The following is a 22,984-nucleotide window of genomic DNA, read 5'->3' on the forward strand; positions in this document are numbered from 1 at the left end:
CGGGCAAGCCCGCAGGCTTGGACTCACTCAGGCCAGCAGGCCGTAGACCACCGAGCTCAGGGCTACCAGGCCGATCGCCACGACGAAGACGTTCGACAGCGCGCCGCTGTATTTGCGCATCGACGGCACGCGGCGAATGGCATACATCGGCATCAGGAACAGCAGCACCGCCAGGATCGGACCACCGAGCGACTCGATCATGCCCAGGATGCTCGGGTTGAGCGTGGCGACGATCCAGCACACCACCAGCATCAGCGCCGCCACGACACGATCCAGGGTCTTGGCGCCCGGGCGAGCGCCGGTCTTGGCGATGATGCCTTTGAGGCCTTCGCTGGCGCCGATGTAGTGGCCCAGGAACGACTTGGCGATGGCCACGAAGGCGATCAGCGGCGCGGCGAAAGCGATGGCCGGGTTGCTGAAGTGGTTGGCCAGGTACGACAGGATCGACAGGTTCTGCGCTTTGGCTTCGGCCAGTTGCGCACTGCTCAAGGTCAGAACACAACTGAACACGAAGAACAGCACCATCGCCACCATCAGCAGGTGCGCCCGCGCCAGGATCTGCCCGCTGCGCTCATCGGCATGGGCACCGTAGCGGCGTTTCTGGTCCACGGCGAACGCCGAAATGATCGGCGAATGGTTGAACGAGAACACCATCACCGGAATCGCCAGCCACAGGGTGTGCAGCAGCGCCGAGCCGGACGGCACCTGGTGCGCGGTATCGAGGATGCCACCATTCCAATGCGGCACCAGGTACAGCGCCAACAGCGCCAGGGCGACGATGAACGGATACACCAGCAGGCTCATGACCTTGACCGTGGCCTGCTCGCCGCAGCGCACGATAGCCAGCAGGCCGAGAATCAGCACGAACGACAGGATCGCCCGCGGTGGCGGGGTCATGTGCAGTTGGTGCTCCATGAAGCTGGCCACGGTGTTGGTCAGCGCCACGCTGTAGATCAGCAGGATCGGGAAGATGGCGAAGAAGTACAGCACGGTGATCAGCGCGCCGGCAGTGATGCCGAAATGCTCTTCGACCACTTGGGTGATGTCGCCTTCCTTGCTGCCGGAGAGCACGAAGCGGGTCAAGGCCCGGTGCGCATAGTAGGTCATGGGAAATGCCAGCACAGCCAAGACCAGCAGCGGCCAAAAGCCACCAAGACCGGCGTTGATCGGCAGGAACAGCGTACCGGCACCAATGGCCGTGCCGAACAGGCCCAGCATCCAGGTGGTGTCTTGACGTGACCAGCTGCCGAGGGCGGCGTGTTGGGTCGATTCGAAGCGTTGCTCGACGCTTTGGGCCTGCTCATTCATCCGGGTGCAACTCCACTCGCAAGACTGCAACAGGCTGAGCATGGCGAGACACGAGACTCACGCCACCCCCAACCGAAAAAGAGGGGCGCGATTGTGCACTGAATGGGGGCGAATGCGAAGCCCTGTTGGCATGAGGGACGGGTGTAGCAGGGAAACGCTGCCCTCTGGAACGGCGTGGAGCCGCTTCCAGAGGGCGCTTAGATCAGCCCTGCTGCACCGCCGCAAAGGCCTCGGCGACGCGCTGCAGGTTATCCTCACGCAGCCCGGCCATGCACACTCGACCGCTGTCGAGAATGTACACACCGAACTCGTCACGGAGACGACGCGCCTGCTCGGGGCTGAAGCCGGTGTAGCTGAACATGCCACGTTGGCGCAGGAAGAACTGGACGTCCTGGCCTGGCAGGTGTCGGGCCAATGCCTCGACCAGGCCTTGACGCATGGCCAGGATCCGCATGCGCATGGCGCCGACTTCCGCTTGCCATTGCGCGTTCAACTGCGCGTCGCCCAGCACGCCGGCGACCAGCAGCGCGCCATGGCTGGGCGGGCTGGAGTAGTTGCGGCGCACGGTCGCCTTGAGCTGACCCAGCACGCTGTGCGCGCTGGCGATGTCGTCACAGACCACCGACAGCCCCCCTACCCGCTCGCCGTACAGCGAGAAGATCTTCGAGAAGGAATTGCTGACCAGGCAAGGCACGCCGGCACGGGCCATTTCGCGGATGGCGTAGGCGTCCTCGACCAAGCCCTCGCCGAAGCCTTGGTAGGCGATGTCGAGGAACGGGATCAATTGGCGCGCCTTGACCACTTCGACCACCTGCTGCCATTGGTCCTGGCTCAGATCGACGCCCGTCGGGTTGTGGCAGCACGGGTGCAGCAGCACGATGCTTTGTTGCGCCAGCGCCTGCAGGCTCGCCAACATGCCCTCGAAGTCGAGGCCACGGGTGGCTGGGTCGAAATACGGGTAGGTATGGACCTTGAATCCGGCGCCTTCGAAAATGGCGCGGTGGTTGTCCCAGGTTGGATCGCTGACCCAGACCTCGGCCTGCGGGAAGTAGCGCTTGAGGAAGTCGGCGCCGACTTTCAGCGCCCCCGAACCGCCAACCGTCTGCACCGTGGCCACTCGGCCCTCGATGATTGCGGGGTGGTCTGCACCGAACAGCAGCGCCTGGATCGCCTGGCGGTAGCTGGCCAGGCCTTCCATCGGCAGGTACAGCGACGCCTCGTGCGGCTGGCCGGCCAGACGCTTCTCGACTTCGCCCACCGACGCCAACTGCGGCACCACGCCGGCTTCGTCGTAATACAGGCCGATACTCAGATTGACCTTGTCGGTCCGCGAATCGACCTTGAAGGCCTCCATCAACGAGAGAATCGGGTCGCCGGCATAGGCATCGACATGTTTGAACACAGCGCGCAGCTCCTTGGAATCAGGACAGTCGGAAGGACAGGCCCGAGCATACCTGCAGGAGCGAGCGAGGAACATCACTGGATGTGCAAGGTGGGTATGCGGCGTTGCAATGCCGAGGGTTATGACAGCATGGAAAATTGAGCGGAAACGCACCACGGATCTTTCAGAAAGGGCCGTCTTGCTGTACCTCCGCAACGATTTATCTTGTTGTCGTTGCAGTATCGACGTTATGCAGGCCCCACCAGGAGAGGTCATGAAACCTGAAAGGACGTATCACTCTATCGGTCGTTACGCCATAGCTTTTGATGTAAGTGTATTTATCATAAGACCTGGGGAATGCTGCGACTTCCCCGAAACCAATCTCCCCTCCGTCCATGGAGCACACTATAAAGTGGTGAGTGCCATGCGAGAGCTTTACGAGCGAATGCTTGCTGATGAACGTGTTTGCACCCTGCAAGTCTCTGTTTCCAGGCCTCTCAGCAGACAGCAAGCCGACAGACTTAACGAAAACAAAATCACCATTGCATCACTGGTCGGCTTGATCGTTGCCCGTGGCGCCGGGTGGGCAATGCCGAAGGTATCTGGCAAATTGGCCAAAGGGGCCGTAGGCGGCGTATCCGGTAGTGCAGCGGCGTTCGCGACTCGGAAAGCGCTGACTCCCTACCATGCCGGCGATGTTATGGTAGTTCTCCAGGCTGAGGTTAAAGGTGGTATCGGACCTCAAGTATCAACTACCATGCTCATTATCTAGATTTGAAATGACTGAAATCTACCTGGCACTTGCACTACTACTGATAGGTTTCCTGCTGGAGTGGCTGTGCGAATCGCCTCGCATTCGTAGGAGTTTAGGTCTCGCATTAATCATGGTAGGTGTAGCCGTTTGGTCAACACTGGGCGTTAAACGATTTCTTCACTTGGACGGTGCTTGGTGGGGCTGGGCTTTGATACTCCTCGGCAGTTTCCTATTGTCTAAGCGTGCCAAGTTTTTTGATCGCTCAGGTGCCAGTTCCCACTGAAATTCCCAGTGCGAATGAGCACATACCTTGCGAACTTTGATACGAAAAATCGAAGGCCTGTGCCTTGCTGGAATCGACCAAGAGACCGAGCTGAAGTCATGCTGTCTTGAGCCACTAAAATCAAGCGAACCATTCACTCGTCGACTTGCCTCTCCAGCATCCCTTGCAGCTCCAGCCACTGTACCTCGGTGACCGCTACGCCTTGGTCTGCCGACAACTCACGCTCGATGAACCGCCGCTGCCCCGGCAAGCGCGACAAGCCGGCCGCGTGCATCTGCTCCACCAATGCTGCGCTGCGGTAGGAAAACGGTGTGGCTGTGCTCTTGGCCGGGTCGATGACGATGATCAGTTGGCCGGTCCAGGGCGTCTTCGCGCCGGGGTGCTGAGACCAGTCGAACTCCCACGAAAAGTGCCCGCCCGTCAGCCCTGCGGCCAGGAGCTCGACCATCATCGACAGCGCCGACCCCTTGTGTCCGCCGAACGGCAGCAAGGCGCCGCCGTCGAGCATCGCCTGGGGATCGGTGGTCGGCTCACCGGCGGCATCAACCCCCACGCCGGTCGGCAGTTGCTCACCCTGACGCGCAGCGATCTGCACATCGCCATGGGCCATGGCGCTGGTGGCCATGTCGAAGACGATCGGCGGATGCCCGGCGCAGGGCGCGGCGAAGGCAATCGGGTTGGTGCCGAACAAGGGTTTGCGCGCGCCATGGGGCACCACGCAGGTCATGCTGTTGACCACGCTCAGGGCGATCAGGCCCTCTTCGGCGAACGGTTCGACGTCCGGCCACAGCGCCGCGAAATGATGGGAGTTGTGTATCGCCAGCACCGCAATGCCAGCACTACGCACCTTCTGCACCAGCAGTTGCCGGGCCGCAGCCAGGGCCGGCTGGGCAAAACCGCCCTTGGCATCGACCTGCACGAAGGCCGCCGCGACATCGTTGACCTCAGGCACCGCACGCCCGTCGACCCAACCGCTGGCCAAGGTCGAAACGTATCCCGGCATACGGAACACGCCATGGCTATGCGCGCCGTCACGCTGGGCGCCCGCGCAATTAGCGGCGAGCACACCGGCCACCGCTTCGCTGCAGCCGTGACGCTGGAAAACCTGCTGCAACAGCGCCTGCAACTCGGCCAGAGGCACACGAATCAAGGGTTCGATGGACACGGACATACACGGCTCCTTGCAGTGATAGTGGGTCGGTGGCATGGCAGACACTCTTCGGCCAGCACCGCCACATTGTCAAATCTGACGATCACCACATGCGGTCATTGCGCTTCATTGCAACGCTGCAATGATCCAACTGCGTCGTTAATTATTATTGACCCGCGCCCCTGGCAAACCCCTACAGCCTCGGGCATGCAGCCCTGCACACCCCGGAAAACCGCGTTAAACCGCCCGCTCGGTCGTTTGACATATCGAACGGCTCTGGCAAGCTAGATCCCATGCCCCGACCGGTTTCGCAGCCAATCGTTGCGCCGGCAGTGCTCGGGGCTTCAGGCCGCGCACTTCAGGCTTCAGGCCGCGCGCCTGCATAACAACGACAGGTAGTACCTGTCCCAAGGTGACATATGTCCAACAGCAACATTGGCAACACGCAACCCGCCCTGCGCAAACCCGTCGTCCTGATGACCATGGGCACCCAAGAGCGCAAAGGTCACGACTACCAGGTCATGACCCACAAGTACATCACGCCCCTGGTCGACTTCGCCGACTGCATCCCGGTTCTGGTCCCCACTTGCTGTGGTACCGAGGCGCTCGAAGCCTACCTGGACATGGCGGACGGCGTGTACCTGACCGGCGCTGGCAGCAACATCGACCCGGCCCTGTACGGTCAGCAGAACGAAACGCCCGGCAAAGCGCAGGACAAGGATCGCGACCTGTTCGACATCCCCCTGGTACAACTGGCCATCGCCCGTGGCCTGCCCATCTTCGGCATCTGCCGTGGCATGCAGGAAATCAACGTGGCCCTCGGTGGCGACATCTATCAGAAGGTCTACGCCGAGCCCGGTTTCAACGACCATCGGGAAAATCCTGATGATCCGGTCGAGGTGCAGTATGCCGCTTCCCACAGCGTCACCATTGAACCAGGCACCTGGCTGCGCGACACCCTGGGTAGCGATCAGATCCGGGTGAACTCACTCCACGGTCAAGGCTTGCGCAACCTCGGGGAAGGCCTGCAGCCCATTGCGCGTGCCGAAGACGGCCTGGTCGAGGCCATCCATGCACCAAGCCTTTCGCCCTTCCTGTTCGCGGTGCAGTGGCATCCGGAATGGCAGGCCTCGAAGAACCCGGATTCGATCAAATTGTTCCAGGCCTTTGGCGAGGCGTGCCGCGCCCAGGTACATAAAGCTCAGGCCGGAAAACGCCATCAGGCGGCCTGATCGCGTGCTTGATACCCTGATCGCGGGACGACGCAATGTCGTTCCGCAGTGGGACTGTCTGCCTTTAACGTGCGAACCAGACCTTGTCAGCACTCATCACGACCCTACGCCTTAGACATACGATGACCTGGCCTAGTCTTGCTTGAACCTTCAAGTAGTCGATCTAAACCTGGACACACGCCTACCCGCCCTTCCCAAATAAATGCAACCGTGCGCACTTAGCTGAAAATGCTCGGTGCTCGTCGAATAGCGGGCCTGCTTGTCATCCTTCCAATCTCCGTCGCCTGGCATCGAAATTTTTCAACAGACCTCTTTGCAGAACTTGGGTTGTACGATAACTTACCTCTAGCCTTGAACCCTCTAGCGCCATAGGATGCTTCCAACAATGAATCCACAAGAACTGAAATCCATCCTCTCCCACGGCTTGCTGTCCTTCCCGGTCACCGACTTCGACGCTCACGGCGACTTCAATCCCGCCGGTTACGTCAAGCGCCTGGAATGGCTCGCCCCCTACGGCGCCAGCGCGCTGTTCGCCGCTGGCGGCACCGGCGAGTTCTTCTCCCTCGCTGCCAGCGAATACAGCCAAGTGATCAAGACTGCCGTGGACACCTGCGCCACCTCGGTTCCGATCCTGGCCGGGGTCGGTGGCGCCACTCGCCAGGCCATCGACTATGCACAGCAAGCCGAGCGCCTGGGCGCCAAAGGGCTGCTGCTGCTGCCGCACTACCTCACCGAAGCCAGCCAGGACGGGGTAGCCGCCCATGTGGAGGCGGTGTGCAAGTCGGTCAAGATCGGCGTCGTGGTGTACAACCGTAACGTCTGCCGACTGAACGCAACCCAGTTGGAACAGCTTGCCGAGCGCTGCCCGAACCTGGTGGGCTACAAGGATGGCCTGGGCGACATCGAGCGCATGGTGTCGATCCGCCGCCGCTTGGGGGATCGCCTGAGCTATCTGGGCGGCTTGCCGACCGCTGAAGTCTATGCAGCGGCTTACAAGGCACTGGGCGTGCCGGTGTATTCCTCGGCCGTGTTCAATTTCGTGCCCAAGACCGCCATGGATTTCTACAACGCCATCGCCCGCGACGACCACGCGACCGTCGGCAAACTGATCGATGACTTCTTCCTGCCGTATCTGGACATCCGCAACCGCAAGGCTGGCTACGCCGTGAGCATCGTCAAGGCCGGTGCCCGTATCGCCGGCTACGACGCCGGTCCCGTGCGCACACCGCTGACCGACCTGACCGACGATGAATACCAGATGCTCGCCGCACTGATGGACAAGATGGGCCCGCAATAGGCACAGCCCTGCGGCCAGCACAGGCCGCCGCCGGAGCACAGCTGCTCCGGCCTACAATTCGACCGCCCCGCACAACAATAACTAGTGGGAGTTCAACCGCATGCAAGCGACGAAAACAACGCACGTGCGCTACTTGATCCTGTTCATGCTGTTCCTGGTGACCACGATCAACTATGCCGACCGCGCCACCATCGCGATCGCCGGCTCCAGCCTGCAGAAGGACCTGGGCATCGACGCAGTCACTCTGGGCTACATCTTCTCGGCATTCGGCTGGGCCTACGTGGCCGGACAGATTCCCGGTGGCTGGCTGCTCGATCGCTTCGGTTCGAAGAATGTCTACGCCTTCAGCATCTTCACCTGGTCGCTGTTCACCCTGCTGCAAGGCTTCGTCGGCGGCCTGCCGGTCGCCTGGGCGGTGGTCACGCTGTTCACCCTGCGCTTTCTGGTCGGCTTCGCCGAAGCCCCGTCGTTCCCGGGCAACGCCCGCATCGTCGCGGCCTGGTTCCCAACCGCCGAACGTGGCACCGCCTCGGCGATCTTCAACTCGGCGCAGTATTTCGCCACCGCCCTGTTCGCCCCGCTCATGGGCTGGATCGTGTTCAGTTTCGGCTGGGAACATGTGTTCGTGGTCATGGGTGGCCTAGGCATCCTGTTCTCGGCGGTGTGGATGAAAACCATTTACAACCCACGCCAGCATCCGCGTATCAGTCCGGCCGAACTCGAACACATCGAACGCAACGGCGGCCTGGTGGACATGGACCAGAAACGCGGCAACGACGGACCGAAATGGGGCTACATCAAGCAACTGCTCACCAGTCGCATGCTGCTAGGGGTCTACCTCGGCCAATACTGCATCAATGCCATCACCTACTTCTTCCTGACCTGGTTTCCGGTGTACCTGGTGCAAGAGCGCGGCATGACCATCCTCAAGGCGGGCTTCATCGCCTCCTTGCCGGCCATCTGCGGCTTCATCGGCGGTGTCTTGGGCGGCGTACTGTCGGATTGGCTGCTGCGACGCGGCAACTCGCTGACCTTCTCGCGCAAGCTGCCGATCGTCTGCGGCCTCATGCTCTCCACCACCATGGTGTTCTGCAACTATGTCGAGGCCGAGTGGATGGTGGTCGGCTTCATGACCCTGGCCTTCTTCGGCAAAGGCATCGGCGCGCTGGGCTGGGCCGTGGTCGCCGATACCTCGCCCAAGCAGATCGCCGGACTCTCGGGCGGTCTGTTCAACACCTTCGGCAACATCGCCTCGATCACCACACCGATTGTCATCGGCTACATCATCAGCGCCACCGGCTCGTTCAAGTGGGCACTGGTGTATGTCGGCGCCAACGCGCTGGTGGCAGTGTTCAGCTACCTGGTGATCGTGGGACCGATCAAGCGTATCGAGCTCAAGGATCCGCCCAAGCCTGCCGCCGCGCCTACTGGCGGGCTGGCGGCCGCGCGCCGATAAGCTGAAGCAAGAACGCCGGATGAACGCCTGAGATGAATGACAAAAAGGGCCTGAGCATGCAGTTGATCGAACATTCCGAGTCGCCCCGCTACGTCCGCCTGCACGACGATGACAATGTCGTGGTGGTGGTCAACGACGGCGGGCTGGGCGAAGGCGCGCGGTTCGCCGATGGCCTGACCCTGATCGAGGGCGTACCACAAAGCCACAAGGTGGCCACCGTCGACATCCGCCAAGGCGAGCCGGTGCGGCGTTATGGGCAAATCATCGGCTACGCCCTCCAGGACCTGCGCCAGGGCAGTTGGGTCCAGGAAACCCAGTTGTCGATGCCTGCCGCGCCTGAACTCGACAGCCTGCCCCGGTGCAATGCCGTGCCAGCGGCCTTGCCACCCCTGGAGGGCTTCACCTTCGAGGGCTATCGCAACGCCGATGGCACCGTCGGCACCCGCAACATCCTCGGCATCAGCACCACCGTGCAGTGCGTGACGGGTGTGCTCGACCACGCCGTCAAGCGCATTCGCGCCGAGTTGCTGCCGCGCTATCCCAATGTCGACGACGTGGTCGCCCTCACCCACAGCTACGGCTGTGGCGTGGCAATCAATGCCCGCGACGCCTATATCCCCATCCGCACCGTACGCAACCTGGCACGCAACCCCAATCTGGGCGGCGAAGCGCTGGTGATCAGCCTGGGCTGCGAGAAATTGCAGGCAGGACAGGTCATGCACGAGGGCGACCCCTCCGTGGACCTCGCCGAGCCCTGGCTGTACCGCCTGCAGGATGCCTCGCTGGGCTTCGTGGAGATGATCGAACAGATCATGCACCTGGCCGAAACACGGCTGAAGAAGCTCGATCAGCGCCGCCGCGAGACGGTCCCGGCCAGTGAGCTGATCCTGGGCATGCAATGCGGGGGCAGCGACGCCTTCTCCGGCATCACCGCCAACCCGGCGCTGGGCTTCGCCGCCGATCTGTTGGTGCGCGCCGGGGCCACGGTGCTGTTCTCGGAGGTCACCGAAGTACGTGACGCCATCTATATGCTCACCTCGCGCGCACAAACCCCCGAGGTGGCCGAGGCGCTGGTGCGCGAGATGGACTGGTACGACCGCTACCTGCAACAGGGCGCAGCCGACCGCAGCGCCAATACCACGCCCGGGAACAAGAAAGGCGGCCTGTCGAACATCGTCGAAAAATCCCTGGGGTCGATCGTCAAGTCCGGAAGTGGCGCCATCCAGGGCGTCATCGGCCCAGGCGAGCGAGTCAACGGCAAGGGCTTGATCTTCTGCGCCACACCGGCCAGCGACTTCGTCTGCGGCACCCTGCAGTTGGCGGCGGGCATGAACCTGCATGTCTTCACCACGGGCCGCGGCACCCCGTATGGCCTGGCCATGGCGCCGGTGGTCAAGGTGTGTACCCGTAGCGAACTGGCGCAACGCTGGCCCGACTTGATCGACATCGACGCCGGACGCATCGCCAGCGGCCGCTCGAGCATCGAGGCGCTGGGCTGGGAGCTGTTCCACTTCTACCTGGACGTGGCCAGTGGCCGCAAACAGACCTGGGCCGAGCGCCACAAGCTACACAACGACATCACCTTGTTCAATCCAGCACCGATCACCTGAAAATGGCCTGCATCTTCCGCACCTGACGGGGCGGTGAGCAGGCATCCAGCGTCAACCACAGGAGCACCCCATGCCTGAGATCCTCGGCCACAACTTCATCGCCGGCCAGCGCAGCGCCGGCGGCCAGCAACGTCTGCAGAGCCTGGACGCCAGTACGGGCAGGCACTGCCCTTCAGCTTCGCGCAGGCCACCGAAAGCGAAGTCGATCAAGCTGCTCGCGCGGCAGCGGCCGCCTTCGCCGAATTCCGTCAGTTGCCTGGGACACGGCGTGCCGAATTTCTCGACACCATCGCCGACGAGCTGGATGAACTGGACGACCGCTTCGTCGCCATTGTCTGCCAGGAAACCGCACTGCCCGCCGCGCGCATCCAGGGCGAACGCGCCCGTACCAGCGGTCAGATGCGCCTGTTCGCCCAGGTCCTGCGCCGTGGCGACTACCTTGGCGCTCGCATCGACCAGGCCCAGCCTCAGCGCCAGCCGCTGCCGCGCGTCGACCTTCGACAGATGCGTATCGGCGTGGGTCCGGTAGCGGTGTTCGGTGCCAGCAACTTCCCACTGGCCTTCTCCACGGCAGGTGGCGACACGGCCGCTGCGCTGGCAGCCGGTTGCCCGGTCGTGTTCAAGGCGCACAGCGGGCATATGGCTACAGCTGACTTGGTCGGCTGCGCCATTGTTCGCGCCGCCAGGCGCACCGGCATGCCTGAGGGCGTGTTCAACATGGTCTTTGGTGCAGGCGTGGGCGAAGGGTTGGTCAAGCACCCCGCCATCCAGGCGGTCGGCTTCACCGGCTCGCTCAAGGGCGGCGATGCTCTGTGCCGCATGGCCGCCGAACGCCCCCAGCCCATTCCGGTGTTCGCTGAAATGTCGAGCATCAATCCGGTGATCGTCCTGCCTGCGGCACTGACCCAGCGTGGCGAAGCCATTGCTCGGGAACTTGCAGGGTCGGTATGCCTGGGGCGGGCCAGTTCTGCACCAATCCGGGGCTGGTGATCGGCCTGAAATCCCCCGCGTTCAGTCAGTTGTTGAGCGAAGTCGGTCAGCAGTTGCAACAGCAAGCCGCACAGACCTTGCTCAATACCGGTGGCCTGCGCAGCTACGAAGAGGGGCTGACGCACCTGCATGCGCATCCTGGCATCGAGCACCTGGCCGGTCAGGTCCAGACCGGCCCCCAAGCGCACGCGCAACTGTTCAAGGCAGACGCTCATTTGCTGGTGGCGTCCGACCCGGTGCTGCAGGAAGAAGTGTTCGGCCCCACCACGGTCGCGGTCGAAGTCGCTGACGACGCTCAGCTACGCGCCGCGCTGCTGGGCCTGCGTGGACAACTGACGGCCACGCTGATTGGCGAACCCGAAGACCTCGAGGCCTACGCCTGGCTGGTACCGTTGCTGGAGGAAAAGGTCGGCAGGATCTTGATCAACGGCTATCCCACGGGGTCGAGGTGTGCGATGCGATGGTCCATGGCGGCCCCTATCCCGCCACGTCCGACGCACGCGGCACGTCGGTCGGCACACTGGCCATCGACCGCTTCCTGCGCCCGGTGTGCTACCAGAACTACCCGCAGGCGCTGTTGCCACTGGCCTTGCAGGACGCCAACCCACTGCGGCTGCGGCGACTGGTGAACGGCCAGTGGAGTGACGCACCGCTCTGACGCGACGGCCAGGGGCCTCGAGGCCCCTGCCCGCTACCCCGCGTGCTGCTCTTCGGCTGCGGCATGGGCCTGGCGCAGACGTTCGCGGCTATTGCTCAAGTGCAAGCGCATGGCCAACTTCGCGCCCTCGTTGTCACTGCGAGCGATGGCTTCGTAGATGGCCTCGTGCTCATGACTCAGGCGGCTGAGGTAATGGGCCTGGTCATCGTGGGCCAGACGCGCGGAATTGAGCCGGGTGCGAGGGATGATGCTGGTACCCAAATGGGCGAGGATATCGGCGAAATAATGATTGCCGCTGGCCTGGGCGATGCGCAGGTGGAACTGGAAGTCCGCCGAGACCGCATCGCAGGCCTGTGCGGCGCCTTCATTGAGCTCGTCCAGCGCCGTGCGCATGCCCTGCAACTGCGCGTCGCTGCGCCGCTGGGCGGCCAGTCCGGCCGCCTCGATCTCCAAGGCGATGCGCAACTCCAGCACCGCCAACACCTCGCGCAAGGTGACGACAGTCGCAGGATCGATCCGAAAGCCGGTAGCGCTCGGTGCGTCAAGCACGAAGGTGCCGACGCCATGACGGGTTTCGACTTGCCCGGCTGCCTGCAAGCGCGAGATGGCTTCCCGCACCACGGTGCGACTGACCCCCTCCTCGAGCATGATCTGCGACTCGGTCGGCAATTTGTCGCCGCGCTTGAGCTGGCCGTTGCGGATACGCTCGGTGAGCACCGTGACCAATTCCTGAGCCAAACTGCGCGGCTTGCGTCGTGTCCGCGGCTGTACGTGCTGCTCTGTCATGCCGTTGAGATTCATCGTGAAAAGACAGCGGCCATCATAACGCATGCAGTTGTACGATCACATCGATGCACTCGATATTCCTCGCCCCACATGAATCAGCTCATGCTCGCGCAGCGCCAGCACATCGCGCCGCGCGGCAATGGTCCCCGGAAGGGGGTATGACAGTCCGTCGCCTGACAGCAATATGCTGGCCCCGGAGCCACAGAAGCGAAGGCAAACTCCCTTTTTCTTCAGATGCTTAGGACAGCAACATGCGCGTATTTCTAGCAACCCTGGCCAGCTTTGCGCTGGCCTTCGTGGCATGGGACGCCCAGGCCAGGCCGTTGAACCAGAACGATCGCAGCGTCTGTGGATGGGGCGCTCAGATCGCTGCTGAAGCGCAGCAGTCCAAACTGTCGGGGGCCACGCTGTATGCAGCGCGCAAGAAATTGCAGGTACGCCGCTTCGCCAAGCCCTGGATGCGCATGACCGCCATGGGCATCACTGAACAGACCTACAACAGTCGTTCAAGGCTGCCGCCCAAGGCGATCAAGCAGACGTACTACGAACAGTGCGTGCAACATGCCGTAGCCCGTCGATGATTCGCAGCAGAGGCTCTGCTGATCAGAGCCAAAAGCCAATAATGTTTTGTTAATCAATAGTTTAAGATGAAAACCTAAAGCTATTTATCGATAAAGCTCAGGTAGTTTCTCAGCTTCACGATTGATGACCCGATGCTCAACACCCGGTCAGCTTGTCAGCACGTCGCTCACCGGCGAAGAACAGCGGACGCAGTCGCACACCGATCACGTTGCCGACATAGGCGGCCACCAGCCATAGCCAGCCGTGCAGGCTGCCGGACGCGATGCCACTGAAATAGGCGCCGATGTTGCAGCCGTAGGCCAAACGCGAGCCATACCCCAGCAACAGCCCCCGATCACCGCAGCGACGAGCGAAGGCAAGGGAATCCTCAGGCTAGGCGCAAACCGACCCGCCAGCCCGGCGGCGAGCAAGGCGCCGAGCACGATGCCCACATCCATGACCGTAGTGATGTCCTGCCACAGCGGCGATGCCAGGGCCTTGGCGTTGGCCGGTGCCTGCCAGAAGACCCAACTGCCGACATCAACGCCCAACCCACTCAGGGTCTTGGCGCCCCACAGGGCGAAGGCAGAGGTGATGCCCCACGGGCGGCCGGCCAATGCCAGGGTGGCGTAGTTCAGCAGCGCCAAAGCGATCGCCCCCCACAGCAGCGGCCACGGCCCGCGCAGAAAACGCCGCACGCCATGGTGCTCGCTGCCCACAGGCCGCTCCAGCACACCATGGCGACGTCGCTCCAGGATCACCGTCACGCACGCGATCAGCGCGAACAGCCCACGGCTGGCGACCAGTGCCGGTCCGACACCCCAGGCCTTGACGATCGAGGTGGCCGGGAGCGACGGCAAGGCGAACCACCAATCGGCGTGGTGAGTCGCGGCGACCGAGCCGATGATGAAGAACAGCAAGGTCACCAGCATGCGCGCGTTGCCGCCGCCCACCGTGAACAAGGTGCCGGATGCACAGCCGCCGCCCAGTTGCATGCCAATGCCGAAGATGAAGGCGCCGAACACCACCGACACTCCGGCGGGCGCTACCAGTCCGTTGACTGGATTACCGAACAGGCTGCCGGCAGACAAGGCCGGGAAGAACAACACGACCGCCAGTGCCAGCATGACCATCTGCGCACGCAGCCCTGCGCCGCGCCGCTCGTTGATGAACACGCGCCAGGCCGATGTGAAGCCGAAGGCGGCGTGATAGAGGGTCAGCCCCAGGGCCGCGCCCACCAGCAGCAACAGCATCTGCTTGAAGCTGGCATTGAGTTGGAGAAACCAGGCGCCGGTCAGCAACAGGACCAGGGCGATGAGCGGCGCGCCCAGACGGCGCCGCCCGGAAGTGGCGGTAGTGGAAAGACCCATTGAAGTACTCGGATAACAGTCGAACGGACCGCGAGTATACCGCTATGCGGGCGTTGGCGAGATGCCTGTACAGTCACGCAGTCGTGACACCGGCCTGTTCAGGGCTTGTGTGCCCAAATCCCAAAGGCCATGTCGCCAATGTAGATGCCCGTGGAGGCGGTCCGCTCGGCGTCCAGACGCGCCTGCAGGGTGTCGATGTTGACCTGTCGCGCGGTGGCAATGTCGTGCTCGATGATGCGGGGAAGGCAGGCGCGAATGATCGCCGCCAGCCCGTAGGGGCTGTCAGGCGTCTGCAGCAGGCATTCGGCGCGCAAGTGACCAACCTGCAACCCGGCCTGGCTGAAGATCCGGTGCAGATTGAAACCGATGTGCAAGTCGGCGCCTTCATGCGCGATCATGCGCTGCAACCAGCGCTGGGCACGGCGATGCAAGGGGAAAGGGTCGAGGCTGGCGGGCGTCAGCGTGCTGTCATGTTCCTGGAACACCAGCACGCCACCGGGCAGCAGCAGCCTGGCCAAGTGGCGCACGGCAAGCACGGCATCGGGCTGGTACATGAGCACTCGACGCCCGACGATGGCGTCGAACAGCCCCAGAGACGCCGGCAGTCGATGCAGGTCACACTCGACGAATTCGACGTTGGTAGCATGCCCATCTACCTGACGCTGGCGCGCGTGCGCTAGCGCGGCGGCAAACTGGTCGATGCCCACCACCGCCCCGTCCGCCGCCACCAGCTCGGCGAGCATGAAGCTGACATCGCCCATGCCGCAGCCGACATCCAGTACACGCATGCCGGGGCCTATGCCGGCATCGACCAGCAGCCGAGTGGTGAAATCGGTCGAGGAAAGCGCCATGCCCTGCTCCTGATCGGGGTGGTCAGTGTGGCGGGACAGGCCGCCGAGCGCTACTGCGCAGACGGCGACAAGCGTAGTACACGATCCCGTCCACCTTCGGCGAGCAGATAACCGCCCTGGCCGTCGGGCACGATCGACTGTGGCGCCTTGAGGAACGACAGGACGGTGTGCTGCTGACCATCGGCATCGATGCGCAGCAATCGGGCGCGGTGGGTCGAGTCTTCGCTGATCCACAATCCGCGTTGGTCGCAAAACAGGAAGGTTGGATGGCGCAGGCCCTCGGCCACCACCGGATCCTCGCCCTTGTCACCCAATGCGCGAATGCGCCCGGCCGCTTTTTCGGTATAAAGCAGACGACCACCTTCACAGCGGGTAAGGCCCTCGCCTTCGGTGAGCGCCGCGCGCAGCACCTGCACCTGGCCAGTGCTCCAGTCGTAGCGCATCAGGCGACCTTCGCCTTTGCGGTCCTCGATGGCGTAGAGGTGGCTGCCCTCGTTCCACAGCCCCTGCACGTTCTCGCCTTCGAACAGGGCTGTGAGCTGACCCTCGCGGGACAGGTTGACCGGCGCCAGCCCCCCTCCTGGCTGAACACCCAGCCGCCCTCCACCGCTGTCATGCCGTCAGGCTTGGACAGCCCATCAATCAGGACCTGACGCTCGCCTTGAGGGTGATCTTGAGAATGCTGCCTTTGCCGTCGTCCAGCTCACGGCTGACCAGCAGACTGCCATCGGCCAGCGGCAGCAGCGACGCGGCCTTGTCCAGGTCGTCGTGCAGCACCTGAACCTGCCAACCATCGGCGGCCTGGACGGGATAGAAGCTCTGCCAGGCGAAGAAACCCAAAGCACTGACGACAACGCCTGCCGTGGCCGCCCAGGTCAGTTTTACCGCGCGGGTGCGCAACACTTGAATCATCGATCGCTCCTTTGAGGTCGCGGCGATCCTAACAAGGGGATGTGAAAAAAATGTCATCAGCTCGGCCCGGGCCAGCGCCCAGGCAGCAAGATCGTTCAAGCCTTGCCGCCTTGGCTCTGGCATGCTGGCTACCCCTGCCCTACGTTCGAAGTCACCATGTCCAGCCCTGCACTGCATCACCGCCAGGCGTTCGTCCAAGGCAGCCTCGCCATCGTCCCACTGTCCCTGGCCGTGGCGCCTTGGGGCCTGCTGGCCGGCTCCATGGCCATCGAAGCCGACCTCAGCGCCTGGCAAGGCCAGGGTCTGTCAGCCATCGTCTTTGCCGGCGCCGCACAACTGGTAGCGATCGGCATGCTCAAGAGCGGCGCCGGCGTGCTATCGATCCTGTTGACGACCCTGCTGCTCACCTCGCAGCACCTGCTCTACGGGCTGTCCATGCGGCCGGTGATCTGTGGCCTGCCGACGCGCTGGCGGCTGGGCCTGGGTTTTCTGCTCACCGATGAACTGTTCGCTCTGACCAGCCATCACGACCGTCAACAGTTCGACCGCTGGTACGCCTTGGGCGTAGGACTCACCTTCTATGTGGCCTGGAACCTGTTCACCCTGGCCGGCATCATGCTCGGTCAGAGCATCCCGCACCTGGATCGGTTGGGCCTGGACTTCTCCATCGTCGCCACCTTCGTCGCGCTGATCGCACCCCGCGTGAGCAATCTGCCGACCTTGGTGTGCGTGGCGGTGTCGCTGTTCTGCTCGGTGCTGTTCAGCACCTGGCACTGGGAAACCGCCTTGGTCCTGGCCGGCCTGTTAGGCATGGCGGCGGGCTTCGTGTGCCAGAAGTTGACAAGGAGCCGCCCATGATCTGGTTACTGATCGTCGCCATGGGGCTGCTGGTGTTTCTCAACCGCTACGTGTTCCTCGAACCGCGACTGCCGCTGCGGTTGAGCTCCAACGTGCGCCAGTTCCTCGGATTCGCCGTACCGGGCATGCTCACCGCAATCTGTGGGCCGATCATTTTCCTGCCCGGCCATCAGCTCGACCTGGACCCGCTGAACCCGTACCTGCTGGGCGCTTTGGTGGCCATCGCACTCGTTCTGTTGACCCGCAGCGTACTGCTGAGCATGCTGGCGAGCATGTTGCTCTTCATCCTTCTGCGCAGTTGGCTGGCATGAGCACGCCCCTGCGCGAACAGATCCACCTGTGGCAGGCGCCTGCGCTCGGCGATGTCGAGATGCTGCACGCCCGCTACGTGCAGCAGCGCTTCGCACCCCATGTGCACGAAGGCTACGTGTTCACGGTGATCGAGTCCGGCGCGCAGTGCTTCTGGCACCGTGGCAGCGACCATCTGGCGCCGGTCGGCAGCGTGGTGCTGATCAATCCTGACGAGTTGCACACCGGCGCGAAGGCCCACGAGGCCGGTTGGCGTTACCGAGCGTTCTACCCCGAGCACCAACGGGTCACTGGGGTGCTCGACGAGCTCGAACTCAGGCGCGGTGGCCTGCCGCATTTTCGCCAGAGCGTGGTCCAGGATCCGCTGCTGGCAGCCGCCCTGAGCCAACTGCATCGCCTTTCTGAACAGGGCGCCAGCGCACTGCAGCAGCAAACGGCCTGGCGCGAAGCCGTGCTGGGACTGGTGCAGCGCCATGGCCACGGCGCCGAACCTGCTGCACCGGGCCACGAGCCGCTGGCGGTGGCGCGGGCGCGGGAACTGCTGGAAAGCCAATTGGCCAATCCTCCTTCCCTGGAGAGCCTGGCAGCGGCCGTCAACCTCTCGCCTTTCCATTTCGCCCGCGTGTTTCGCCAGGCCACTGGACTGCCGCCCCATGCTTGGCTCAAACAACGGCGCCTGGCCCGGGCCAGGGAACTGCTGCGTCGCGGCCTGCCGGCACTGGAGGTGGCCTTTACCCTAGGCTTCGCCGACCAGAGCCACCTCAACCGTCAGTTCAAGCAAGCCTATGGCGTCACGCCCGGAGCCTACCGTCTGGCCTGTGTGCAGCGCTGAGCGCGCACCCGGCGAGATGGCCAGGCGCTGCTACACTGATTGGGGCTGAATGGAGGATGCAGTCATGTCTGAACGCGAACTCACCACCCTCATCAACTTGATGAACCAGCGCCAGGCCTGCCTGAGCAGCGCCTGCAAACAGATCGCCGACTGGATCGACCGGCAGGGCGATGTCCCGGCGGCGGGTAAGATCCGCGCCAGCCTCAAGGCGCTTGAGGCCGACGAAGCCCAGGTGCGGCGCACGCTGACCTCGCTCACCGTCGACCGACCACTGCCGCGCTTTCGCAGTTGATCCCTGCAACCCGTTGGCTGATGGGCGGCCAACGGGTATCAAGGCGATCAGTGCTTCATGTGCATATGGTCGTGACCGCCGCTCAGGTCGGCAGTCAATGGCTTGACCGGGGCTTGGACGTCCAGGATTTGCTTCTGGCCCTGCGCATCTTCGATGGTCAGGGTCAGCGGCACCTGCTGGCCTTCCTTGACCTGGTCCTTGAGGCCCATCAGCATCACGTGGTAACCGTTCGGGTCCAGAGTCACCGGTTTGCCGGCCGGCAGATCCACGGCCTTCACCTCACGCATGCCCATCACGTCGCCTTGCATGGTCATCTCGTGCACTTGCACAGTCTTGGCCACGGGTGACGCGACACCGACCAGCTTGCTGTCGGTCGTCGCCGTAAGGGTCATGAACGCCCCGGTCGATTGCTGGTGAGGGACGCTGGCACGTACCCAGGCGTCCTTGACGCTGGTGTCGGCCAACGCCGGCAGGGTCAGGCCCAGCAGGGCGAATGCGGCCAGGCCGCGCTTGATCGGTTTCATCGACATTCAGCAGATCTCCATCAATGTACGCAGGTCTTCGACGCATTCCTTGGCGTTCAGGGAATGGCCGAGACTCAAGCGCAGGGTGCCACGGGTATCGTAGACGTAGCTGGTGGACGAGTGGGAAATGGTGTACGTGTCGCCGGTCGGGATCTTCTCGTAGAACACCTTGAACTCCCGGGCAACAGCATCGATCTCTTCCGGCGTGCCGGTCAGGGCGACGAATGAAGGATCGAACGCCTTGACGTAGGCGTCGAGCACCTCCGGGGTGTCACGCTCCGGATCCAGGGTGATGAACACCACCCGGAACAGATCGCGATCACGGCCCTTGAGCTGTTGGCGGATCTGCGCTGCGCGTGCCAGCGCGGTCGGACACACAGCCGGGCACTGGGTGAAACCGAAGAAGATCATCGGCATCGAGCCGTAGAAGCTCGACAAGGTCCGCTCGTTGCCCTGGGGGTCCTTGAGCTTGAACTTGCGCCCGAGAATCTCATTGCTCATGTTCTTGCCGTACTTGAAGTCCAGGCCACGGGCCGGGCTGCAGCCGGCCAGCAGACCGAGCCCCAGTACACCCATCCCAGCGACGACCGCGCGCCGAGTCAGTAGATCAGTCATAGAACCATCCTTTACAGGAGAGGCGCCGGTCCTCGCGCAGGACCGGTCGAAAACCGCGGCATTCTGGCATGACACCCCGTCAGCGGCCACACGACGACACGGCGATTGCCCCGCAGCCCCGTATTTACGGGCTGCGGCCTGTTGTCGCAGGGCTTGAAAGAGTAACACTTTGTTGCTAGAGATCAGTGCGGCGAAGGCTTACGGACGACCGGAGGGCATGGGCGCTGCCCGGCCAGGACGCTAAACTGAGCGCCTGTCCCCGCCCGTGAGCGCCATGATCCAGTCCGACCTCGACCTGTTCGGCCAGCAGCCCCAGCGCTTGGCCAGCCACACCGTATTGCTCCCCGGCTTCGCCCTGCCGCAGATCGAAGCGTTGCTCGACGCGCTGCGCCCGGTGTTGCGCGCGGCCCCCTTCAGGCACATGCGCACCCCCGGCGGGCTGCACATGGCCGTGGCCTTGAGCAACTGCGGCACGTTCGGCTGGGTCAGCGATGAGCGCGGCTACCGCTACAGCCGCACCGACCCGCGCACTGATCGACCCTGGCCGAGGCTGCCCGAGACGTTATCGTCCCTGGCAACCCAGGCAGCCGCCGCAGCCGGCTTCGACGGCTTTGTAGCCGACGCCTGCCTGATCAACCACTACCTGCCCGGCACCCGGCTGACCCTGCACCAGGACCGTGACGAACGCGACTTCGCCCAGCCGATCGTGTCGATTTCACTGGGCCTGCCAGCCACGTTCCTGTTCGGCGGCCATCAGCGCAGCGACCGCCCGCAACAGGTGCCGCTCAATCATGGCGATGTCCTGGTCTGGGGCGGCGAGGACCGGCTGCGATTTCATGGCGTGTTGCCGATCAAGCCGGGACGCCATGAACGAATGGGCGAGCGACGCATCAACCTGACCTTGCGCAGGGCCGGCTGAAGCACAGCCTTCAGACCGCAGTCGTGTCGTCGCTGACCGACTGCGCGGCCTGTACCGGGTTATTACGCCCGTAGTCGCGCAGATAAACGATGAACTCCTGCAACACCCGATCCCACAGCAGCAGGCTACCGAGCAGATGCTTCGGGGTGACGCCATCGGCCACCACGACATCCATTTCCATCACCAGAAATTCACCTTGTAGCGACAACCGGGCGAACCGCCGGCTCGCATTCCAGCGTTCAGCCAAGCCGTCCGGCAGGTCGCCCTGGATGCGCAGCGCACAACTGAAGGTAAAGTCGAGAAATTCGCCGTCCTTGCCTGGCGCGCGGTTGCCGAAGCGCACCGCATAGCCCACGCCCTGACTGGCGCTGAGCAACTGCACCACAGCGCTCTGCTCGTTGCGGTTGACCCGACAGCCGGCATCCTGCAGCAGCTCGGTCAGCGACTCTACGCTCACGGTTTCAATAAGGGTCACATCCGTCATGCACACGCTTCCTCATCATTACTACGTCGCTATCAAGTAGTAGCACAGCGCTCCTGATTGGCCAGGACGACACCCAGGCACGCGCGCTCAGCCTTTAAAAGCCACGGCGTTGTGTGTAAAACGGACCGATCCCCTCCCCCGATGCAAGGACCTTCAGCATGCGCTACCGCCCCCTCGGCCGCTCCGGCCTGCACGTTTCCGCCCTGACCCTGGGCAGCATGATGTTCGGCGAACAGACCGACACCCCGACTGCGCTGAAGATCATCGGCCAGGCCTGGGACCAGGGCATCAACTTCATCGACACCGCCGATGTGTACAACGCCGGACGCTCCGAGGAAATCGTCGGCCAGGCGGTGGCGCATCATCGTCAGGACTGGGTGGTCGCCTCCAAAGGCGGCTATGGTCCGGTCGACGGACTGCCCAACCGTAGCGGTCTGTCACGCAAGCACCTGTTCAATGCCCTGCACGCCACGCTCACGCGCATGAACACCGATTACCTGGACATCTACTACCTGCACCGCGAGGACCACCAGGTGCCGCTGGAGGAAACCGTGCGCGCCATGGGGGACCTGCTGCAGCAAGGCAAGATCCGCTACTGGGGCGTGTCCAACTTCCGCGGCTGGCGCATCGCCGAGATCTGCAACCTGGCCGAGCGCCTGGGTGTGGCCAAACCGGTGGTCAGCCAACCGCTGTACAACATCGTCAACCGCCAGGCCGAGCCCGAGCAGCTCACGGCAGCCGCCTACCATGGCTTGGGCGTGGTGCCCTTCAGCCCGCTGGCGCGCGGCGTGCTCAGCGGCAAGTACGCACCGGGCGCCACACCTGAGCAAGGCAGCCGTGCGGCGCGTCAGGACAAACGCATCTTGGAGGTGGAATGGCGGCAGGAATCGCTGGCCATCGCCCAGAAGATCCACGCGTACACCCAGGCCAAAGGGGTCGGCATGGTCGAATTCGCCATTGCCTGGGTACTCAACAACCAATTGATCAGCTCGGCCATCGTCGGCCCGCGCACCGAGGCGCAGTGGCAAACCTACGCCGGCGCGCTGGAGGTCCAGATCAGCACTGAAGACGAAGCCTTCGTCGATTCACTGGTCACCCCAGGACATGCTTCGACCCCGGGATTCAACGATGTCGCGCATTTCGTCAGCGGGCGGCTGCCGCGCTGACTTAACCCGGTGATCACACCAGCACACGCATCTCGCCGCCAGACAGCGGCTCGGTGCGTTGCGGGCTGTCGCTGCCGTTGCGTCCGGCACCGCTTCCGGACAACCGCCAGGTCACATCGGTAATGCCGTAGCGTTCAGCCATGGGCCGGCTGACTTTCTTGATCTTCTCTCGCCCGAACTTGGGAATGATGCCCACCCCCGCATCGCAACTGGCCCAATGCCAAGCCTCGGCATTGTCCATGCGCTCCGATCGAATGATGAAGCTGCGCAGCTGCCCATGCTGCTTGTATTCGATGACGTACAACTGTGGAGCTGGCATTTCTGGGCCTCCTGTTCTCCATGGATGACCCTAGATTGATCGGGCTTCATCGCGAAGATTCAGAAAA

The 22,984-nt window shown here is 63.3% G+C and carries 21 protein-coding genes and 3 pseudogenes; 13 read left to right on the forward strand and 11 right to left on the reverse strand.

Annotated features, from left to right (window positions below; genetic code table 11):
• Positions 1–27 precede the first annotated feature (27 nt).
• Both GKC70_RS12430 and GKC70_RS12435 read right to left on the reverse strand, forming a co-directional pair.
• Positions 28–1,308 carry a serine/threonine transporter gene (locus tag GKC70_RS12430; RefSeq protein ID WP_342648813.1) on the reverse strand — a complete coding sequence of 427 codons (1,281 nt, stop codon included), beginning with the start codon at positions 1,306–1,308 and terminating at the stop codon, positions 28–30.
• 202 nt (positions 1,309–1,510) lie between these two features.
• A complete protein-coding gene (locus GKC70_RS12435) occupies positions 1,511–2,710 on the reverse strand; it encodes an amino acid aminotransferase (RefSeq protein WP_342648814.1) in 1,200 nt (399 codons plus the stop codon).
• A gap of 253 nt (positions 2,711–2,963) precedes the next feature.
• Between GKC70_RS12435 and GKC70_RS12440 the strand changes: the two genes are divergently transcribed.
• Positions 2,964–3,461: a hypothetical protein gene (locus GKC70_RS12440; protein ID WP_317870419.1), complete on the forward strand. Its 498-nt coding sequence runs from the start codon at positions 2,964–2,966 to the stop codon at positions 3,459–3,461.
• Between the two features lie 398 nt (positions 3,462–3,859).
• Here the strand turns inward: GKC70_RS12440 and GKC70_RS12445 are convergent, their stop codons facing one another.
• Complete coding sequence (locus GKC70_RS12445) at positions 3,860–4,897, reverse strand: Ldh family oxidoreductase (protein WP_342648815.1); 1,038 nt, start codon at positions 4,895–4,897, stop codon at positions 3,860–3,862.
• A 398-nt stretch (positions 4,898–5,295) separates the two neighbouring features.
• Between GKC70_RS12445 and GKC70_RS12450 the strand changes: the two genes are divergently transcribed.
• The 5 genes and pseudogenes from GKC70_RS12450 (at position 5,296) to GKC70_RS12470 (ending at position 12,119) form a co-directional block, all read left to right on the forward strand.
• Positions 5,296–6,108 (forward strand): type 1 glutamine amidotransferase, encoded by an 813-nt coding sequence (locus GKC70_RS12450; protein WP_342648816.1) that lies wholly within the window; start codon positions 5,296–5,298, stop codon positions 6,106–6,108.
• A 385-nt stretch (positions 6,109–6,493) separates the two neighbouring features.
• Entirely contained in the window at positions 6,494–7,405 is a 912-nt protein-coding gene (gene kdgD, locus GKC70_RS12455) for a 5-dehydro-4-deoxyglucarate dehydratase (RefSeq protein ID WP_342648817.1), read from the forward strand.
• A gap of 100 nt (positions 7,406–7,505) precedes the next feature.
• Positions 7,506–8,861: an MFS transporter gene (locus tag GKC70_RS12460; protein ID WP_039577601.1), complete on the forward strand. Its 1,356-nt coding sequence runs from the start codon at positions 7,506–7,508 to the stop codon at positions 8,859–8,861.
• Between the two features lie 56 nt (positions 8,862–8,917).
• Complete coding sequence (gene garD / locus GKC70_RS12465; protein WP_342651515.1) at positions 8,918–10,471, forward strand: galactarate dehydratase; 1,554 nt, start codon at positions 8,918–8,920, stop codon at positions 10,469–10,471.
• 70 nt (positions 10,472–10,541) lie between these two features.
• A pseudogene (locus GKC70_RS12470) lies at positions 10,542–12,119 on the forward strand (aldehyde dehydrogenase (NADP(+))).
• 33 nt (positions 12,120–12,152) lie between these two features.
• Here GKC70_RS12470 and GKC70_RS12475 read toward each other — a convergent pair.
• Positions 12,153–12,905 carry a FadR/GntR family transcriptional regulator gene (locus GKC70_RS12475; RefSeq protein ID WP_342648818.1) on the reverse strand — a complete coding sequence of 251 codons (753 nt, stop codon included), beginning with the start codon at positions 12,903–12,905 and terminating at the stop codon, positions 12,153–12,155.
• Between the two features lie 251 nt (positions 12,906–13,156).
• Here GKC70_RS12475 and GKC70_RS12480 point away from each other — a divergent pair, with 251 nt between their 5' ends.
• On the forward strand, positions 13,157–13,486 hold the full coding sequence (locus GKC70_RS12480) for a hypothetical protein (RefSeq protein ID WP_342648819.1): 330 nt from the start codon (positions 13,157–13,159) through the stop codon (positions 13,484–13,486).
• 136 nt (positions 13,487–13,622) lie between these two features.
• On the opposite strand, the pseudogene GKC70_RS12485 reads toward GKC70_RS12480, so the two are convergent.
• The 3 genes and pseudogenes from GKC70_RS12485 to GKC70_RS12495 all read right to left on the reverse strand — a co-directional run bounded on the left by GKC70_RS12485 (position 13,623) and on the right by GKC70_RS12495 (position 16,599).
• Positions 13,623–14,836 (reverse strand): annotated as a pseudogene (locus GKC70_RS12485) (YeeE/YedE family protein).
• Positions 14,837–14,934: 98 nt separating this feature from the next.
• Positions 14,935–15,687 carry a methyltransferase domain-containing protein gene (locus tag GKC70_RS12490; RefSeq protein ID WP_342648820.1) on the reverse strand — a complete coding sequence of 251 codons (753 nt, stop codon included), beginning with the start codon at positions 15,685–15,687 and terminating at the stop codon, positions 14,935–14,937.
• A 50-nt stretch (positions 15,688–15,737) separates the two neighbouring features.
• Positions 15,738–16,599 (reverse strand): annotated as a pseudogene (locus GKC70_RS12495) (hypothetical protein).
• A 156-nt stretch (positions 16,600–16,755) separates the two neighbouring features.
• On the opposite strand from GKC70_RS12495, the gene GKC70_RS12500 reads away from it, so the two are divergent.
• From GKC70_RS12500 to GKC70_RS12515, 4 genes are all read left to right on the forward strand, one after another.
• On the forward strand, positions 16,756–17,457 hold the full coding sequence (locus tag GKC70_RS12500) for an AzlC family ABC transporter permease (RefSeq protein ID WP_342648821.1): 702 nt from the start codon (positions 16,756–16,758) through the stop codon (positions 17,455–17,457).
• Positions 17,454–17,768 carry an AzlD domain-containing protein gene (locus GKC70_RS12505; RefSeq protein WP_029614140.1) on the forward strand — a complete coding sequence of 105 codons (315 nt, stop codon included), beginning with the start codon at positions 17,454–17,456 and terminating at the stop codon, positions 17,766–17,768. Before GKC70_RS12500 ends, GKC70_RS12505 begins: the two co-directional genes overlap by 4 nt.
• The gene (locus GKC70_RS12510; RefSeq protein WP_342648822.1) at positions 17,765–18,598 is read left to right on the forward strand and encodes an AraC family transcriptional regulator; all 834 of its coding nucleotides are present in this window, start codon (positions 17,765–17,767) and stop codon (positions 18,596–18,598) included. The genes GKC70_RS12505 and GKC70_RS12510 overlap by 4 nt, the downstream gene beginning before the upstream one ends.
• Before the next feature lie 64 nt (positions 18,599–18,662).
• Positions 18,663–18,890, forward strand: a complete 228-nt coding sequence (locus GKC70_RS12515) for a hypothetical protein (RefSeq protein WP_029614139.1) — start codon at positions 18,663–18,665, stop codon at positions 18,888–18,890.
• Positions 18,891–18,937: 47 nt separating this feature from the next.
• Here the strand turns inward: GKC70_RS12515 and GKC70_RS12520 are convergent, their stop codons facing one another.
• A complete protein-coding gene (locus tag GKC70_RS12520) occupies positions 18,938–19,420 on the reverse strand; it encodes a copper chaperone PCu(A)C (RefSeq protein ID WP_342648823.1) in 483 nt (160 codons plus the stop codon).
• Positions 19,421–20,029, reverse strand: a complete 609-nt coding sequence (locus GKC70_RS12525; RefSeq protein WP_029614138.1) for an SCO family protein — start codon at positions 20,027–20,029, stop codon at positions 19,421–19,423.
• A gap of 274 nt (positions 20,030–20,303) precedes the next feature.
• On the opposite strand from GKC70_RS12525, the gene alkB reads away from it, so the two are divergent.
• Positions 20,304–20,948, forward strand: coding sequence for a DNA oxidative demethylase AlkB (alkB, locus tag GKC70_RS12530; RefSeq protein WP_342648824.1), 645 nt, complete (start codon positions 20,304–20,306; stop codon positions 20,946–20,948).
• Positions 20,949–20,958: 10 nt separating this feature from the next.
• Here alkB and GKC70_RS12535 read toward each other — a convergent pair whose 3' ends face one another.
• Entirely contained in the window at positions 20,959–21,432 is a 474-nt protein-coding gene (locus GKC70_RS12535) for a YbjN domain-containing protein (RefSeq protein ID WP_342648825.1), read from the reverse strand.
• Between the two features lie 158 nt (positions 21,433–21,590).
• Between GKC70_RS12535 and GKC70_RS12540 the strand changes: the two genes are divergently transcribed.
• Entirely contained in the window at positions 21,591–22,598 is a 1,008-nt protein-coding gene (locus GKC70_RS12540; protein ID WP_342648826.1) for an aldo/keto reductase, read from the forward strand.
• A gap of 13 nt (positions 22,599–22,611) precedes the next feature.
• Here the strand turns inward: GKC70_RS12540 and GKC70_RS12545 are convergent, their stop codons facing one another.
• Positions 22,612–22,917: a DUF6555 family protein gene (locus tag GKC70_RS12545; RefSeq protein WP_052192032.1), complete on the reverse strand. Its 306-nt coding sequence runs from the start codon at positions 22,915–22,917 to the stop codon at positions 22,612–22,614.
• Positions 22,918–22,984 lie beyond the last annotated feature (67 nt).

The organism is Pseudomonas sp. REB1044, assembly GCF_038813925.1.
Classification (GTDB): domain Bacteria; phylum Pseudomonadota; class Gammaproteobacteria; order Pseudomonadales; family Pseudomonadaceae; genus Aquipseudomonas; species Aquipseudomonas boreofloridensis.

Bases quoted from the DNA above. Each gene is read 5' to 3' on its own strand.
- GKC70_RS12510 (WP_342648822.1), top strand. From the start codon at position 17,765: ATGAGCACGCCCCTGCGCGAACAGATCCACCTGTGGCAGGCGCCTGCG.
- GKC70_RS12525 (WP_029614138.1), bottom strand. From the start codon at position 20,029: ATGACTGATCTACTGACTCGGCGCGCGGTCGTCGCTGGGATGGGTGTA.
- garD (WP_342651515.1), top strand. From the start codon at position 8,918: ATGCAGTTGATCGAACATTCCGAGTCGCCCCGCTACGTCCGCCTGCAC.
- GKC70_RS12540 (WP_342648826.1), top strand. From the start codon at position 21,591: ATGCGCTACCGCCCCCTCGGCCGCTCCGGCCTGCACGTTTCCGCCCTG.
- GKC70_RS12440 (WP_317870419.1), top strand. From the start codon at position 2,964: ATGAAACCTGAAAGGACGTATCACTCTATCGGTCGTTACGCCATAGCT.
- kdgD (WP_342648817.1), top strand. From the start codon at position 6,494: ATGAATCCACAAGAACTGAAATCCATCCTCTCCCACGGCTTGCTGTCC.
- GKC70_RS12505 (WP_029614140.1), top strand. From the start codon at position 17,454: ATGATCTGGTTACTGATCGTCGCCATGGGGCTGCTGGTGTTTCTCAAC.
- GKC70_RS12545 (WP_052192032.1), bottom strand. From the start codon at position 22,917: ATGCCAGCTCCACAGTTGTACGTCATCGAATACAAGCAGCATGGGCAG.
- GKC70_RS12460 (WP_039577601.1), top strand. From the start codon at position 7,506: ATGCAAGCGACGAAAACAACGCACGTGCGCTACTTGATCCTGTTCATG.
- GKC70_RS12490 (WP_342648820.1), bottom strand. From the start codon at position 15,687: ATGGCGCTTTCCTCGACCGATTTCACCACTCGGCTGCTGGTCGATGCC.
- GKC70_RS12450 (WP_342648816.1), top strand. From the start codon at position 5,296: ATGTCCAACAGCAACATTGGCAACACGCAACCCGCCCTGCGCAAACCC.
- GKC70_RS12520 (WP_342648823.1), bottom strand. From the start codon at position 19,420: ATGTCGATGAAACCGATCAAGCGCGGCCTGGCCGCATTCGCCCTGCTG.
- GKC70_RS12445 (WP_342648815.1), bottom strand. From the start codon at position 4,897: ATGTCCGTGTCCATCGAACCCTTGATTCGTGTGCCTCTGGCCGAGTTG.
- alkB (WP_342648824.1), top strand. From the start codon at position 20,304: ATGATCCAGTCCGACCTCGACCTGTTCGGCCAGCAGCCCCAGCGCTTG.
- GKC70_RS12500 (WP_342648821.1), top strand. From the start codon at position 16,756: ATGTCCAGCCCTGCACTGCATCACCGCCAGGCGTTCGTCCAAGGCAGC.
- GKC70_RS12515 (WP_029614139.1), top strand. From the start codon at position 18,663: ATGTCTGAACGCGAACTCACCACCCTCATCAACTTGATGAACCAGCGC.
- GKC70_RS12475 (WP_342648818.1), bottom strand. From the start codon at position 12,905: ATGACAGAGCAGCACGTACAGCCGCGGACACGACGCAAGCCGCGCAGT.
- GKC70_RS12480 (WP_342648819.1), top strand. From the start codon at position 13,157: ATGCGCGTATTTCTAGCAACCCTGGCCAGCTTTGCGCTGGCCTTCGTG.
- GKC70_RS12535 (WP_342648825.1), bottom strand. From the start codon at position 21,432: ATGACGGATGTGACCCTTATTGAAACCGTGAGCGTAGAGTCGCTGACC.
- GKC70_RS12430 (WP_342648813.1), bottom strand. From the start codon at position 1,308: ATGAATGAGCAGGCCCAAAGCGTCGAGCAACGCTTCGAATCGACCCAA.